This is a genomic window from Flavobacterium sp. MMS24-S5, from assembly GCF_050320125.1.
GTDB lineage: Bacteria > Bacteroidota > Bacteroidia > Flavobacteriales > Flavobacteriaceae > Flavobacterium > Flavobacterium tyrosinilyticum.
Window position 1 is genome coordinate 884,801 of record NZ_CP190016.1, and the last position, 13,089, is coordinate 897,889.

The window sequence follows — 13,089 nt, forward strand, 5'->3', positions numbered from 1 at the left end:
GTAGAATTGTCTTTTGACATGCGAAGTATAAAGATACAGTTTACTTCGTTTCTGAAATTTTATCATTCACCCTGAAATAATCAAAATCTGCAGAACCTCCAATTGTTTTTGAAGCATAATTAAACAGTCCAAATCGATAGCCCATAAAATGTGGAATTGTGTACGGCATATTTATTGGTTTACCGATACTAATCCATTTTTTGCCATCTAAGCTGTAATAAAACTTTCCTCGGTCTGCCTGATCTTTAAAATTGCATTCGGCTTTAAAATAGATTTTGTCCTGATTCAATAAAACGCTTTCTATTTCTTTTGGATTTCCATTTTCAGCATTTATCATGATAATTTTTTTCTTGCCGTTCTCGACTTTTACGCCAACGAGACCAAAATCTTTTTGCAGCAATGAAAGTCCTGCAAAATCTCCTTCTTTCATATTTGAAAGTTCCAACAAGGCTGATCCTGAGCATACAGGACCGAAAGTTCTTTGCGTCAAAATATTTTTTACCTGCGTAAAACTGCTGTCTATTCTGGATGTTTTTAATCTTAAGTACCCTTTTCTCTCTTTAACAGACCAAAACTTATTATCTGGATTATGATTCCATTGCCAAACCAGCGGCAAATCATTTTCACCTTTTTTACGAGTAAATTCATCTGAGTTTACAATTCCGGGAATCAGGCTTTTATTGGCAGGAAGGTCTAGAGTTTCTGGCACTTTACCATTTTCTCCCAATACTGGCCAACCGTTTTCCCATTGTACAGGAACCAGATACGGAATACGGCCAACGCCACCTGCATCTCTAAACAAATACGAAAACCATCTGCCATCTGGAGTATCAATAAGTCCGCCTTGTGCTACGCCTAAATCCTGCAGTCCAATCTTTCCTTCCCAAGGCCCTGTAATGGAATCTGCTCTATGTATGATTACGGTGCGCATGCCGTTTTTGGGCCAGCAGATATTAAATAAATAATATTTTCCATTAATTTTAAAAAGTTGTGATCCTTCAGCCGGCAGCATTATATCGCTTTTAGCAGGTTCATTGGCATTTTCTATTAAAACTTTTTTAGTCTCTTCTTTTACTTCCGACAAATCCTCTTTTAACTCCACAATCTGAAGTTTTCCGCCTCCCCAGACAAGGTAAAATTTACCATTATCATCAAAGAAAAGCGAATGATCATGGTAGGAATTGTTTAATACAATTCTTCTCCAAGGTTCGTTTTTCAATATCTTTTGTAGAAAAAATATACGTTTTGCCTGTTGTTCCCGAAAAAGTACTCACATAATATACATCGTTATGATAGCGCAGACTGCTTGCCCAAGAACCTCTACCGTAGTCATTTTTTCCATGATCTAAATTCAATCGATCATCATTATCTTCTAAAGTTTGGTAAGCGTAATTTACAAGATGCCAATTCACTAAATCTTTAGATTTCATAATAGGAACACCAGGATTCATATGCATCGTTGTACTACTCATATAATATGTGTCGTTTACTCTGATTATAGATAAATCTGGCACATCTGCAAAAATAATGGGATTTTGAGCTTTGTCCTTTTGAGCCTCACCTACAAAAATGTTCATTACAATGACCAGAACAGCATATATAAAATCTTGTGTTTTTATCATAATTTCTTTTTTCGGTATTTCTAAAAAAATATCTGACAGGAATATTAAACTAATTGAATAATAGCGAATACATCAATAAATCATGGTATATTTTGCAAAACTAGATTCATCAACGGGTTTAAATAATAACTGCGAAAACATGTACAAACTATTCTTCCATACTTTAAAATCATGAACTCCAGGTTCCAAATAATAAATGTGCGGGACATTATTTTTAAATAAATAATCGTGGGTTCGTCTACTATTTTCAATCAGCCAATCATTATCTCCGCAAGAAATCCAAAGCAGTTTCAGTTTCTTTTTAGTTTCCTCAGGATTAGGCACTAGCTCTTCTGTTTTCTTAGTATTTGGAGCCGACGAAAATCCGCCAATCCATGCAAACTTGTCCAAATTACCTAATCCGAAATTCAGGGACTGTCCCCCTCCCATAGATAATCCTGCAATGGCACGATGTTCTCTGTCTTTGAAAACATTGTATTTTTTTTCAACAAAAGGAATTAAATCATTTAATAGATCTTTTTCAAAATCTGCAAATGCCTGAACCTTATCTAGAGCCATTATATTTCCAGAAGCACTGTCATCTTTCATGGCTCTTCCGTTTGGCATTACCACAATCATTGGCTGTAGTTTTCCTTCTGCATAAAGATTGTCTAAAATAATCTGCGGATTTCCACCGTTCAACCATTCTTTTTCGTCTCCTCCAATTCCGTGCAAAAGGTATAAAACTGGATATTTTTTATTTTTAGCAAATCCCGGCGGCGTGTAAATAGTGGCTTTTCTAACTGTTCCAACTGTCTTTGAATTATAACTTACCGTTTCTACTTTTCCAGCTGGAACTGCTGGATTCAACTGATCAAAACCTATGGGCGCATGAACGACAAAAGGCTCTTTAGAATTATCTGATTTATAACCCAATAATGAAAGCATTTTTTCTGCATAACGCTTTCCTAATTCTCTGTATCCTACCGCATTAAAATGGAGCAAATCTGTAGCAACTGCACAATCTTTTGATGAAATTATATAAGAGGTTGGAATTGTCTGAGGCAGTGTTGCAATAATTTTATTCATGCTCGCACATTTCCCATTTTGGTCTTCATGAACGGTCTCTCCAGAAAGTAAAGGCACTTTCTTAGGGTCTAAATTCAAATCTTTCATCAAATTGTCGTATACAATTTTGACCTTTTTGGCCAAAGTGTATCCCCAGTATTTGATTCTCCTTGGTGTAATAATATTCCTTTTATAACGCCTTTTTTCTGTGCAATTTTTGCCATTTCAACAAGTCTCGCATAAGGACTTCCATTATATTCTTTGATCATTCCGAGCATCCAGTCCGGCGCTGTTTTCATGTAGTTTTCGAAATTGTCTTTATCAAAAAGCTCAATTTTACAACCTCCAACTGCAACATTTACCACTCCTACTTTTATGTTTTTAGGAAGATTGGCAACCATTGTTCTTCCAAAATAATCTGTTGGTGTCAATCCAGTTTTACATCTGCATAACGGCGGTATCGCTGTGTACCATTGCCCCATCTCACGATTTAAATCTGGACAATTTACTGCTTCCAGAACCTGAAAACGAGGATCTACATTTGTCTTGTCTTCAGCTTCTATTGGCGCAGCGCCCTCCATATTAGATTGTCCAAAACTTAAATAGACATGAAAATTTGGATCCTGAGAATATCCATTATATCCTGCAAAAAAAAGAACTGTAACTGCGAAAAACTTAAGTATTGATTTCATGATATCTTGTTAAATCTGCTTTAATTAAATAAGTTTAAATCTACTGCTTCCCCGATTCTTTGTGCCTTAGAATCAATTTCTGATGCCCTTTCTTGTCAAAATCAATTACTGCATCAAAGTTGTTCTTTCGGATTCATGCATTTGAGCCCGATTCCGTAATCCTGCTGTTGTTTTTTGTATTTTATTTCGGAATTGCATTATTGAATGCAGTAGCATATAAACCTACTAAAGCTCCTGTAAATCCTCCCGCTACATTTGTTGAAAGGATATCTCCTGAGACGGCGCTTCCCAGATTTTGAAAATCGGTACCATTTAAAGCGTAACTAAACTGATAATTATCTCCTGTCGCTTTAACTTGAAGACGCATTGCACCCTTAATCTCAATTTTTGTACTGGCTACAATTTCAGATTGACCATTTTCTGTTCTTTGCAGTAGAACATAAGTATCTTTTCCTTTTTTAGTTATTCCAAAAACATAATTGAAATGTTCATTTTGAAGACATACTATTCCTGCCAAATCTTTTTCAGAGTTAGGTTTATACTCTAATGTGGTTTCAAAAGAAAAATTATTGTGCTGCTGTCTGTAGAATAATGTCGAAGTTGGTTTTAGTTCTTTGATATTTACCGGAAACGGATTAATCTGCAATCCTTTTTTAACAATAGAAATAAAATGCTCTCTCGGCATCTCAATCCTATCCATCTGTAATCTAGTTTTTCTGAGGTAAAATTCTCTGTAAATGTAAAATTGCCATTAGGAAAAAAACCGTCTTTACCCGTTTTGTTTTCTACACCATTTGGCATTTTTAATTTTGGTTCCATTGGAACTAAACCATTTTCAAAAACAGGAAAAGTCCCCGACCAATCTACGGGCAACATAAACGTTTCTCGTCCTGCATTTACTCTGTCTTTTTCATTTGGACGAATTCCTAAAAATACTCCATAATATTTATTATCAGGCACCTAGCACTAAATCGGCATGTCCTGCCCAATCTACTTTATTGGGTCTGTTTTGAGGGAAATATCTTTGAGTAAGAATCGGATTATTGGATGATGGCTTAAAAGGGCCTTTTGGACTATCGCTAATAAAAATAACCTCACTATGATTTCCTCCTGTACCTCCTTCGGCACACATTAAATAATAACGATTGTCTTTTTTATATAAATGAGGAGCTTCTATCCATATGGGTTTCTTAGAAAGATCAACGCCACCATCTACTATAATTTTATCTGTACCAGGAATAACCTGATCTTTCTCTAAATCGTATTCCCAGACTTTAATCACACGATGACCCTCATACAATTCTTTTCCTTTATCTGGAGCATCATTGTGCACTACATAACCTTTGCCATTATCATCAAAGAAAATAGAAGGATCAATTCCGTTAAAAGCCAATTTAATTGGACTTCCCCATCCTTTTTTCGGATCTTTAGTTTTTACAATAATATTTCCCATATTGCCCGTAAATGCCGTTACAATCATGTAGAAAGTGTCATTATGAGAATTATAAGTTATTCCCGGCGCATAAACCCCAGCACTGATACCCGTATCATGCGGATTAAACTCTGAAACATTATTCAATACTCCACCTAAATCAGTCCAGTTTACTAAATCTCTAGAATGAAAAATTGGCACTCCTGGAAACATGGCAAATGAAGAGCATACCATATAGTAATCGTCTCCTTTTCTTGTAATGGCTGGATCTGGATAACATCCTTGAAGAATTGGAGAATAGAATTCATCGGGCTTTAAGGGATTTTTTTTATAGATTTCATCATCTCCTTGATAGGTAACACTAGAAAAGACCGGAGATCGCTTGTCTGCTGTTTTCTTTGATTTTTTCTCTTGGGCTGTCAGGGAGAAAAAACATAAAAATCCCATAACAAATAAAAAAGATATTTTTTTTGTGATCATTGGTTAATTATTAAGATTGGTTTGTTAGCTCGGTTATTTTTAAACACTTAAAGAACAAAAATGAAATAGCAATTCATAAGTGTATTTATTACAAATATAAAAAAATATCATTCAAACGCAATCGGTTGTGTTGTTTGTTTTTATGAACTACGAAAAAAATCACCTTAAAAAACATATTTATTACATAATTAGATATAAAAAAGTAAAAATATCGCAAGTTCAATTTCAACACAGAAATACTTTTATTAATTATTAGATCGCAATAAAATATTCATATTATTAATCTCAGTTTGCCATTCATCACAACATAATAAGCCAAAATTTCCTTTTCAAAATAGCAGTCTCTTTAATAAACAAATTTTATCTTTAAAAAAATAATGAACGATCAGCGATAGTGCAAACTTTAATTTGCTACTTTAGTTTTTTCAATACTATTCCAAAAGAATAAACCGTTACCCATTACCTCAAAGAGAACAAATGAATCTGGATTTTTATCAGCCTAAAAATGACATTTTAAAAAAATATATTGAAGGATATTACTTTATTTCAAAAGATAAAAATTCGGGCTCTGTACAATATCTCACCTTTCCTAATAATTTCTGCATTCTAACCACCAATGAAGATCTAGATGTTGAAATACAAAATAACGAAGTCATTATAAAATCATCGCCAGATAAAAATATTATGACATGTGTAGTTTCTCGTTATACTAAGCCTATTAAAATTCATTACAAAGAGCTTATAAATGAAGTTACGATTTACTTTAAGCCATTAGGAATAAGTCAGTTTTTATCCGATTCCAAAAGTATTTTTTCAGAAAGCACTATTCTGGATTTTACTTTTATGCCTGACTTTAATGCTAAAATGATTGAAATTTTCGATTTAGCTAAAGACAAACAAAGTCAGGAGCTTGAAGACTATCTGCTTTCTAAATTACAGGTAAAAGATTTTTCTTTAATTGAAAAAATACTTGCCGATATTGAAACAGATGAAAAGATTGAAGAAATCGCTCTTAAACATCAAATGAGCAGGCAATATTTGAATAAGCTTTTTACAAAACATATTGGCAAATCGCCTTCAGAGTACCGAAAAATTCATCGTTTTAGAAACTCAATTCTTAAACAGAAGCAAAGCAAGAATTTTTCTGAGTTGTCTCAATATGATTTTTATGATCAATCTCATTTTATTCGAAACTTTAAAGAGCTCACAAACAGGAATCCACAAATATTTTTCAAAAATATAGATACAGAAAAAGAAAATATTTGGCTGTTTGTCTAAACAGTTTCCATTTGTACAATTCTGCGATTTTGGGATACTATACTTTTACCCCATACCAAATAATGTAAAACAAAAAAATCCCAAAAAATATGAACTGGCAAAAAATCCATCTTTTTTTACACACCTTTTGCAGATACTTTCTAGCTACCATTATAATCTTATATGCTTATGGTAAAATATTAAAAACCCAATTTGTATCACAGCCAAGCGTGTACGATATGCCTATTGGTTCTCTAGATGGTTTTCGACTTACTTGGTATTATTATGGCTACTGCAATTGGTACCCAATTGTTATTGCCATTACTCAAATTATAAGCTCGTTCCTGCTCTTTTTTAGAAAAACGACAAGAATAGGGATTATTCTTTTCCTAACTTTTATGGTCAATATTCTTCTAACCGATTTTGCTTATGATATTAATGCAAAAGAGATTGCAATAACATTAACCCTAATGGCATTGTTTGTATTCTTTTCTGATTATAAAGTTTTTCTAAAATACTTTTTAGAAGAACCTCCATTGTATCAAAACAGTGACAGACCCAAATGGATGAATAAGATTAGTGTCATAAAATTCGTTTATATTCCTGCTGTATTCATTGGTTTCTTTATCATGTTTAGTATTATGAAAACCAAATACATGTCACAAGACGATTTTTACGGAACTTGGGAAAATCTTCAAACTAAAGAAAGGTTGCATTTTGAAATCATGAATCATTTTCAAATTAATAAAACAGATCGACTCGATAGCATTATAAATGGCGAATACTCGTTTACAAAAGATTCTTTAACTTTAAAAACTAACGAGAACTCGCAGCATAAAACAAAAAACTATCTAAAAGGGAAATACATCTTGCGCAAAGAGGATCTAATTATTACAACTAAAACTGACAATCTAAAATTTGTAAGGATTAGATAAATCAAAAGCCTTGTTACAACCTCTTAATTAAGCAATTAGCAAGCGTAATTATATAACAGCGTCCGAATAGTTTTACTCTAATTTTATATTTCAATTAGACGGAAAAGCTATTTCGTTACTAAATTACTTGCTATGCTTTTTTTTAATCAAAAAAATAGAATATTCAGTACGAGAACATCTGAGAAAAAATATATCTTAAAAAATAGTTCAAGCAGAACAAACGAAAAGCGCATTATTATCTTGTCTAAAAAAGCAATTTGAAATAACCCACCGCAGTAAAATGCGCTTTTACATACTTTAATATTTAGGATATGAAAAATGAAGGAAAATATACGAATGATCTAAAAGGAAAAACAGTTGTTATAACGGGTGCAAGCAGTGGTGTCGGTCGTGCAGCTGCAGAAGCTTTTGCTCATGAAGGATGTAATTTAGTCCTCGCTGCCAGAGGTTGGAAAGGTATTAATGAAGTTGTAGAATTTTGCCGAGCATTAAATGTTTCTGTTGTGGGTGTTTCGGCAGATACGTCTATAGCTGAAGATGTAGAGAAAGTTGCCGCAGAAGCCCTTTCTATGAGCGGTAAAATCGATATCTGGGTCAATAATGCCGGAGTGATGGCCAGCGGAAAATTTGAAGAAATTCCGTTAGAAATTCATCAGCAGGTTATAAAAACCAATTTATTTGGATACATGCATGGAGCTTACAACGCAATCAAAATTTTTAAAAATCAGAATCACGGTATCTTAATCAATAATGTATCAATTGGTGGCTTTATGCCCGCGCCTTACAGCGCTGTATATTCTGCATCAAAATTTGGTATTAAAGGCATGATGGAATGTTTGCAGGGAGAAATTTCTAACCGCAGACATATTCATGTTTGCAATCTGTATCCTCAGTTACAAAATTCTACAGGAAATCTTCACTCTGCTAAGTATTCGGGTTTTGATATAAAAATTCCTTTTATTGCTTCAGACCCACGCGAAACTGCTGCCAAAATGGTTTATTTGGCCAAAAATCCTAAAAAAGATTTGTTTCCCGATTTTAAAGCGTCGGCAATTACTAATACCTATAAATTATTTCCAAAATTAATTAGCAATACCGCATCGACAGCGCTTCGTCTAAAAATGAAACTTAATCAAAATAAGGAGAATAATCCTGGAAATGTGCTTACCAATTCTAAAGAACCTTTAAGAGTCTACGGGAATCCACCTTCAAAAACAGACTCTAATTTTGCTAAAACTGCAATTATGGGATTAGGCATCGCAGCTGCGTTGTTTTTAGTTCTTAAAAAATCTTCTTAAAGGATTACATTAAAAAAAAATTGCTGCATAATTATTTTTATATAATTTTGTATCGATCATTACAAAATAAATAAAATGAGAGGCAGACCAACAATCTATGAAGATTCCAATATTATAAAAAAGGCTCAGGAAGTTTTTTGGCAAAAAGGATATAGTGCAACTTCTTTAAGTGATTTACAAAAAGCAACTGGAGCCGGAGCAGGAAGTTTCTACAATACTTTTAAAGGCGGAAAAAAAGAAGTCTTTAAAAAAGCTATTGAAGAACGCAGATTAGCTTTTGATGCTTTTAAAAATGAATTGGCTAAAAGTGATTCGCCTTTAGAATTAATTAAAGATTTTTTTAGAAGTATTGCAGAAACCGACGCAAATGAACATTTGAAGGGATGTATTATCGCTAATACCGTTGTCGAAATGACTTATATAGATGAAGACCTTGAAGCAAATGCTGTACAAATTTTAAAAGAAGTCGAACAGATGTTTATAGCAACCATAAAAACGGAACAAGTAAAAGGAAATATACAATCTAAAATTGCTCCTGAGGTTCTAGGAAAATACCTCATCACGTTTTGGTGCGGACTTAATACGCTCCGCAGAATGTATCCTGACAAGAAAATATTAACAGATCAGATCGAAATGCAATTAGCTGTCATCAGCTAATTTTTTTGACTATTTATGTATCAATCATTACAAAATTAAATAATAAAAAATGGATTTAAAATTAGAAGGTAAAAAAGCTTTCATCAGCGGATCAACTCAAGGAATTGGCTTTGCAATTGCACAACAATTATTAAACGAAAAAGCAGAAGTAATTATCAACGGAAGAGGTGAAGAAAAAACAAATCTGGCGGTCGAAAAATTGAAAACTGAATTTCCAAACTGCAAAGTGTCTGGAATTGCAGCAGATTTTAGCAAAAAAGAAGAAATAGACGCGTTATTAGACCAATTAAATAACATCGATATTCTAATCAATAATGTTGGCCAATTTGATCTAAAAAACTTCGAAGAAATTGAAGATGAAGATTGGTATAAAATATTTGAAATTAATGTTATGAGTGCTGTTCGTCTTTCTAAGAAACTTTTACCAGAGATGTTGGTGAAGCAATCAGGAAGAATTATTTTTATAAGCAGTGAATCTGGAGTAAATATTCCAGGTAATATGATTCATTATGGAATGACTAAAGCCGCAATGACTGCTGTGAGCAATGGCTTATCTAAACTAAGCATTGGAACAGAGGTAACCGTAAATACCATTCTAGGCGAACCAACTTATTCTGACGGAGTTGCAGCTGTTATAGAACACATAGCATCCCTACAGAATATCGAAGTGGAACAAATGAAAAATAGCATTGTTCAGCAAACCAATCCGCATTCTTTATTGCAGCGTTTTATAAATCCAACTGAAATTGCATCGCTTGCCGTTTATCTTGCAAGTCCGCTTTCTTTGGCAACAAATGGAGCTTCTCTAAGAGCAGATGGTGGTGTTTTAAAAACCATTTAATAGAAATTTAAAAAGCCAGAATTTATTTTTCTGGCTTTTTAAAACTTTCAAAATCAATTTAAAAGTTATTCTTTTTGGTCAACAAAAACATACAGTTTTTGGACTTTACCATTTTCGATAACAAACAAGTCCATACCGCTTACCACAGATGGTTTTGTTTTTGAACCAAACTGCCAATACAAACGAACTATATTATGATTGGTTTCGACAGATTTTGCTGTAAATCTAAAATCAGGATTTTTAGTTTGAAGTTCTACGATAAATTTATTGATATCTTCAATTCCTTCAGCAATAAAATGACGATCAACCATTTCTACATTAGAAGCATAAACTTGATTTAATAAAGCTTTGCGTTTTGCTTCATCTTTTTCATTCCAGATTTTAAGATGGTTTTCTACTATTGCCGTGTTCTTTTTAGAATCGAAATCATCTGCAGAAACTTTTTTCAATGCTTCATTTTTTGGAGACCATAATAGCGTTTTCGGATTCGTTTTCTCATACCCTTTTCCATTAGGATACGAAACCAATTCCATTTTAGATCCCCAAGGCGTTTCAAAATAAACCCAAGTTTCTCCTGCTGTATCGCCAGAAGGCATTGTAAAAGGTTCTCCTATTATTTTTACGCCTTTACTTTTTAAATATTGTACAGATGCATGAATATCTTTTACATAAAATGCAATATGAGATGCTCCAATATCATCTGTATTGGGGTGTGTTTTGCTTCCTTTATTGTCTGCATATTCAAAAACTTCTATACTTGCTCCGTTTCCTGCATTGATCATTTTTATGGTAACGGCTCCAGTATTTGGGTTAATGTGATTTAGTTTTTTCCAATCATCGTCAAGCGGAATTGGCCCTAATTGAGTTACGGGCGTAAAACCCAAAACATCATTAAAAAATGTAACGGCTTTATTAAGATCAGGAACATTGATCCCGACGTGATCAATTCCGACGATTCCTGCACTAGTTTGTGCGGTTGTTTTTTCTGAGGCAGAAAAGAGTATTAATAAATTAAGCATTGCAGCGGCTGAAGTTTGGACTTTTTTATTTGATTTTATATGCGTTGTTTTCATGATTATTTTGAATCTAAGTAAATTATTAAAATGTGCTTTTAAAGGGGAAATTAATTGGTATAAGCTGCTACCCATTTTGCTTTAATATTGGCGCGGGCTTCTATAAATTCTTTATCGGTTCCTTGGGCAATGGCATCTAGCGGGAAACGAAGCGGTCTCTCCCCTTTTTTCATACTTACCAATTCTAGAATACCATCAGCAATGGTCTGCGGATTCATATCAAACTGAGCCATTTTACCAAATAATGCTGTGCCTAAGGCGTTGAATTTTTCGGTAGCTGCATCTCCATATTCTTCTATAATTTGTGTTTTATCAGCATGAATACCCGCTTTAGATCCGTTATTCATTTCTGTTGGATAAACTCCTGGCTGAATGCTTACGTTTTCAATTCCGTAATCGGCAAGCTCGTCTTGCAATCCTTCTGTAAAACTTTCAACCACCAGTTTTGATGCAATGTACGGAACCATAAATGGAAGTGTGTGTGCGCTTGCTCCAGTTGTAATATTAATTACGAGTCCGTTTCTTTCTTTTCTCATAGAAGGAAGCACTGCTTGATACATGCGAAGTACGCTGTAAACGTTTACATCAAACATTTTGCGAACCTGATCGATAGAATATCCTTCCAGCAAACCAAAACCGCTTACCGCCGCGTTATTGATTAAAACATCAATTTTTCCGTATTTAATCAATACTTTTTCGATAGCTTTAGTAACTGATGCATCATCTGTAACATCGATATCTACTACTTCAATGTTTTCTATTGCTTGGAGTTCTTTCGCAGCAGCGGCATTTTTATCATTGGTATTTCGCATTCCTGCAATTACAGAATGACCTGCGTTTGCTAGTGTTACAGCTGTTAATTTTCCAAAGCCTGTACTTGTTCCTGTAATGAAAATTGTTTTTGACATGATTTCTAATATTTAAATGTTTATAATGTTTGTTTCTTTTGAACATTACAAAGTTGCGATGAATGCAAAACCTGTACATTGATTAGAAATAAGTAAAAACTTGATATAGATCAAGAGTTGGAAGAGGCCATAAAAAAGGAGCTTTAAAAGCTCCTTGTACATTTATTTCTTTGCGGTTTGTTTTCGAATACGACTTAACGTTTCTGGTGTCATACCCAAATAGGAAGCAATCATGGTTTGAGGAATTCTCGAAGCAAAACCAGGATACTTGCTTATAAAATTCAAATACTTTTCTTCGGCCGTTAAAGTAAGTGAGGCCTGAATTCTATTTTGAGCGGCAATAAAACTTCTTTGAAGAATAGCATTTACCATATTATTAAATGCTGGAATTTCTTTGCATAGCAATTCAAAATTCTCATGAGTAAAAAGAACAAGCTCGGTATCTTCAATGGCATCAATATTAAAACGAGACGGCTGCTGCATCATTAAACTCTCGCGATCTCCTGTCCACCAATTTTCGATGCTGAAACTATTTACATGCTCACTGCCTTTTTCATCAACGGTATAAGTTCGAACACAGCCTTTTGTAATAAAAGCATCATATTTCCAGACATCTCCTTCTTGAAGCAGATATTGTCTTTTACGCAATTTTTTAATTATAGCAAATGATTGTATACGTTCCGATTCTTTGGGAGTCAGCTCTGTTTTTTCTTCTAGATACTTTTGGAATATTTCATACATAGTATGTAAAATTATGCAAAAGCCATTTGAAGAACAAATCTTGATTGCAAATAAAATTTATACTTTTAAAGAAGAATAACTTAATCCGAAACAAGTTAGATTGATT

The 13,089-nt window shown here is 33.7% G+C and carries 15 protein-coding genes; 5 read left to right on the forward strand and 10 right to left on the reverse strand.

Going from position 1 to position 13,089, the window contains the following annotated elements:
• Nucleotides 1-40 precede the first annotated feature (40 nt).
• The 7 genes from ACPWTF_RS03805 to ACPWTF_RS03835 all read right to left on the reverse strand — a co-directional run bounded on the left by ACPWTF_RS03805 (nucleotide 41) and on the right by ACPWTF_RS03835 (nucleotide 5,273).
• On the reverse strand, nucleotides 41-1,219 hold the full coding sequence (locus tag ACPWTF_RS03805; protein ID WP_427874482.1) for a family 43 glycosylhydrolase: 1,179 nt from the start codon (nucleotides 1,217-1,219) through the stop codon (nucleotides 41-43).
• Nucleotides 1,170-1,577, reverse strand: coding sequence for a family 43 glycosylhydrolase (locus ACPWTF_RS03810; RefSeq protein WP_427874483.1), 408 nt, complete (start codon nucleotides 1,575-1,577; stop codon nucleotides 1,170-1,172). Before ACPWTF_RS03810 ends, ACPWTF_RS03805 begins: the two co-directional genes overlap by 50 nt.
• A gap of 117 nt (nucleotides 1,578-1,694) precedes the next feature.
• Entirely contained in the window at nucleotides 1,695-2,777 is a 1,083-nt protein-coding gene (locus tag ACPWTF_RS03815; RefSeq protein WP_427875728.1) for an alpha/beta hydrolase-fold protein, read from the reverse strand.
• Nucleotides 2,777-3,361, reverse strand: coding sequence for a sialate O-acetylesterase (locus tag ACPWTF_RS03820; RefSeq protein WP_427874484.1), 585 nt, complete (start codon nucleotides 3,359-3,361; stop codon nucleotides 2,777-2,779). Before ACPWTF_RS03820 ends, ACPWTF_RS03815 begins: the two co-directional genes overlap by 1 nt.
• A 181-nt stretch (nucleotides 3,362-3,542) precedes the next feature.
• A complete protein-coding gene (locus ACPWTF_RS03825) occupies nucleotides 3,543-4,061 on the reverse strand; it encodes a hypothetical protein (protein WP_427874485.1) in 519 nt (172 codons plus the stop codon).
• Nucleotides 3,983-4,321 (reverse strand): hypothetical protein, encoded by a 339-nt coding sequence (locus tag ACPWTF_RS03830; protein WP_427874486.1) that lies wholly within the window; start codon nucleotides 4,319-4,321, stop codon nucleotides 3,983-3,985. Before ACPWTF_RS03830 ends, ACPWTF_RS03825 begins: the two co-directional genes overlap by 79 nt.
• A complete protein-coding gene (locus ACPWTF_RS03835) occupies nucleotides 4,314-5,273 on the reverse strand; it encodes a glycoside hydrolase family 43 protein (protein ID WP_427874487.1) in 960 nt (319 codons plus the stop codon). The genes ACPWTF_RS03830 and ACPWTF_RS03835 overlap by 8 nt, the downstream gene beginning before the upstream one ends.
• Before the next feature lie 477 nt (nucleotides 5,274-5,750).
• Here ACPWTF_RS03835 and ACPWTF_RS03840 point away from each other — a divergent pair, with 477 nt between their 5' ends.
• The 5 genes from ACPWTF_RS03840 to ACPWTF_RS03860 all read left to right on the forward strand — a co-directional run bounded on the left by ACPWTF_RS03840 (nucleotide 5,751) and on the right by ACPWTF_RS03860 (nucleotide 10,261).
• Nucleotides 5,751-6,551: a helix-turn-helix domain-containing protein gene (locus ACPWTF_RS03840; protein WP_427874488.1), complete on the forward strand. Its 801-nt coding sequence runs from the start codon at nucleotides 5,751-5,753 to the stop codon at nucleotides 6,549-6,551.
• A gap of 89 nt (nucleotides 6,552-6,640) precedes the next feature.
• Complete coding sequence (locus ACPWTF_RS03845) at nucleotides 6,641-7,465, forward strand: hypothetical protein (RefSeq protein ID WP_427874489.1); 825 nt, start codon at nucleotides 6,641-6,643, stop codon at nucleotides 7,463-7,465.
• Between the two features lie 311 nt (nucleotides 7,466-7,776).
• Nucleotides 7,777-8,763 (forward strand): SDR family NAD(P)-dependent oxidoreductase, encoded by a 987-nt coding sequence (locus ACPWTF_RS03850; RefSeq protein ID WP_427874490.1) that lies wholly within the window; start codon nucleotides 7,777-7,779, stop codon nucleotides 8,761-8,763.
• A gap of 75 nt (nucleotides 8,764-8,838) precedes the next feature.
• On the forward strand, nucleotides 8,839-9,420 hold the full coding sequence (locus tag ACPWTF_RS03855) for a TetR/AcrR family transcriptional regulator (protein WP_427874491.1): 582 nt from the start codon (nucleotides 8,839-8,841) through the stop codon (nucleotides 9,418-9,420).
• A 49-nt stretch (nucleotides 9,421-9,469) separates the two neighbouring features.
• The gene (locus tag ACPWTF_RS03860; protein ID WP_427874492.1) at nucleotides 9,470-10,261 is read left to right on the forward strand and encodes an SDR family NAD(P)-dependent oxidoreductase; all 792 of its coding nucleotides are present in this window, start codon (nucleotides 9,470-9,472) and stop codon (nucleotides 10,259-10,261) included.
• Between the two features lie 65 nt (nucleotides 10,262-10,326).
• Here ACPWTF_RS03860 and ACPWTF_RS03865 read toward each other — a convergent pair whose 3' ends face one another.
• The 3 genes from ACPWTF_RS03865 to ACPWTF_RS03875 all read right to left on the reverse strand — a co-directional run bounded on the left by ACPWTF_RS03865 (nucleotide 10,327) and on the right by ACPWTF_RS03875 (nucleotide 12,983).
• Entirely contained in the window at nucleotides 10,327-11,334 is a 1,008-nt protein-coding gene (locus ACPWTF_RS03865) for a VOC family protein (protein WP_427874493.1), read from the reverse strand.
• Nucleotides 11,335-11,384: 50 nt separating this feature from the next.
• Nucleotides 11,385-12,242: an SDR family oxidoreductase gene (locus ACPWTF_RS03870; protein ID WP_427874494.1), complete on the reverse strand. Its 858-nt coding sequence runs from the start codon at nucleotides 12,240-12,242 to the stop codon at nucleotides 11,385-11,387.
• A 162-nt stretch (nucleotides 12,243-12,404) separates the two neighbouring features.
• Nucleotides 12,405-12,983: a Crp/Fnr family transcriptional regulator gene (locus tag ACPWTF_RS03875; RefSeq protein ID WP_427874495.1), complete on the reverse strand. Its 579-nt coding sequence runs from the start codon at nucleotides 12,981-12,983 to the stop codon at nucleotides 12,405-12,407.
• Nucleotides 12,984-13,089 lie beyond the last annotated feature (106 nt).

Coding starts and splice junctions, on each gene's coding strand:
- ACPWTF_RS03810 (WP_427874483.1), bottom strand. CDS start 1,577: ATGAACATTTTTGTAGGTGAGGCTCAAAAGGACAAAGCTCAAAATCCC.
- ACPWTF_RS03815 (WP_427875728.1), bottom strand. CDS start 2,777: ATGAAAGATTTGAATTTAGACCCTAAGAAAGTGCCTTTACTTTCTGGA.
- ACPWTF_RS03820 (WP_427874484.1), bottom strand. CDS start 3,361: ATGAAATCAATACTTAAGTTTTTCGCAGTTACAGTTCTTTTTTTTGCA.
- ACPWTF_RS03825 (WP_427874485.1), bottom strand. CDS start 4,061: ATGGATAGGATTGAGATGCCGAGAGAGCATTTTATTTCTATTGTTAAA.
- ACPWTF_RS03835 (WP_427874487.1), bottom strand. CDS start 5,273: ATGATCACAAAAAAAATATCTTTTTTATTTGTTATGGGATTTTTATGT.
- ACPWTF_RS03840 (WP_427874488.1), top strand. CDS start 5,751: ATGAATCTGGATTTTTATCAGCCTAAAAATGACATTTTAAAAAAATAT.
- ACPWTF_RS03845 (WP_427874489.1), top strand. CDS start 6,641: ATGAACTGGCAAAAAATCCATCTTTTTTTACACACCTTTTGCAGATAC.
- ACPWTF_RS03850 (WP_427874490.1), top strand. CDS start 7,777: ATGAAAAATGAAGGAAAATATACGAATGATCTAAAAGGAAAAACAGTT.
- ACPWTF_RS03855 (WP_427874491.1), top strand. CDS start 8,839: ATGAGAGGCAGACCAACAATCTATGAAGATTCCAATATTATAAAAAAG.
- ACPWTF_RS03860 (WP_427874492.1), top strand. CDS start 9,470: ATGGATTTAAAATTAGAAGGTAAAAAAGCTTTCATCAGCGGATCAACT.
- ACPWTF_RS03865 (WP_427874493.1), bottom strand. CDS start 11,334: ATGAAAACAACGCATATAAAATCAAATAAAAAAGTCCAAACTTCAGCC.
- ACPWTF_RS03870 (WP_427874494.1), bottom strand. CDS start 12,242: ATGTCAAAAACAATTTTCATTACAGGAACAAGTACAGGCTTTGGAAAA.
- ACPWTF_RS03875 (WP_427874495.1), bottom strand. CDS start 12,983: ATGTATGAAATATTCCAAAAGTATCTAGAAGAAAAAACAGAGCTGACT.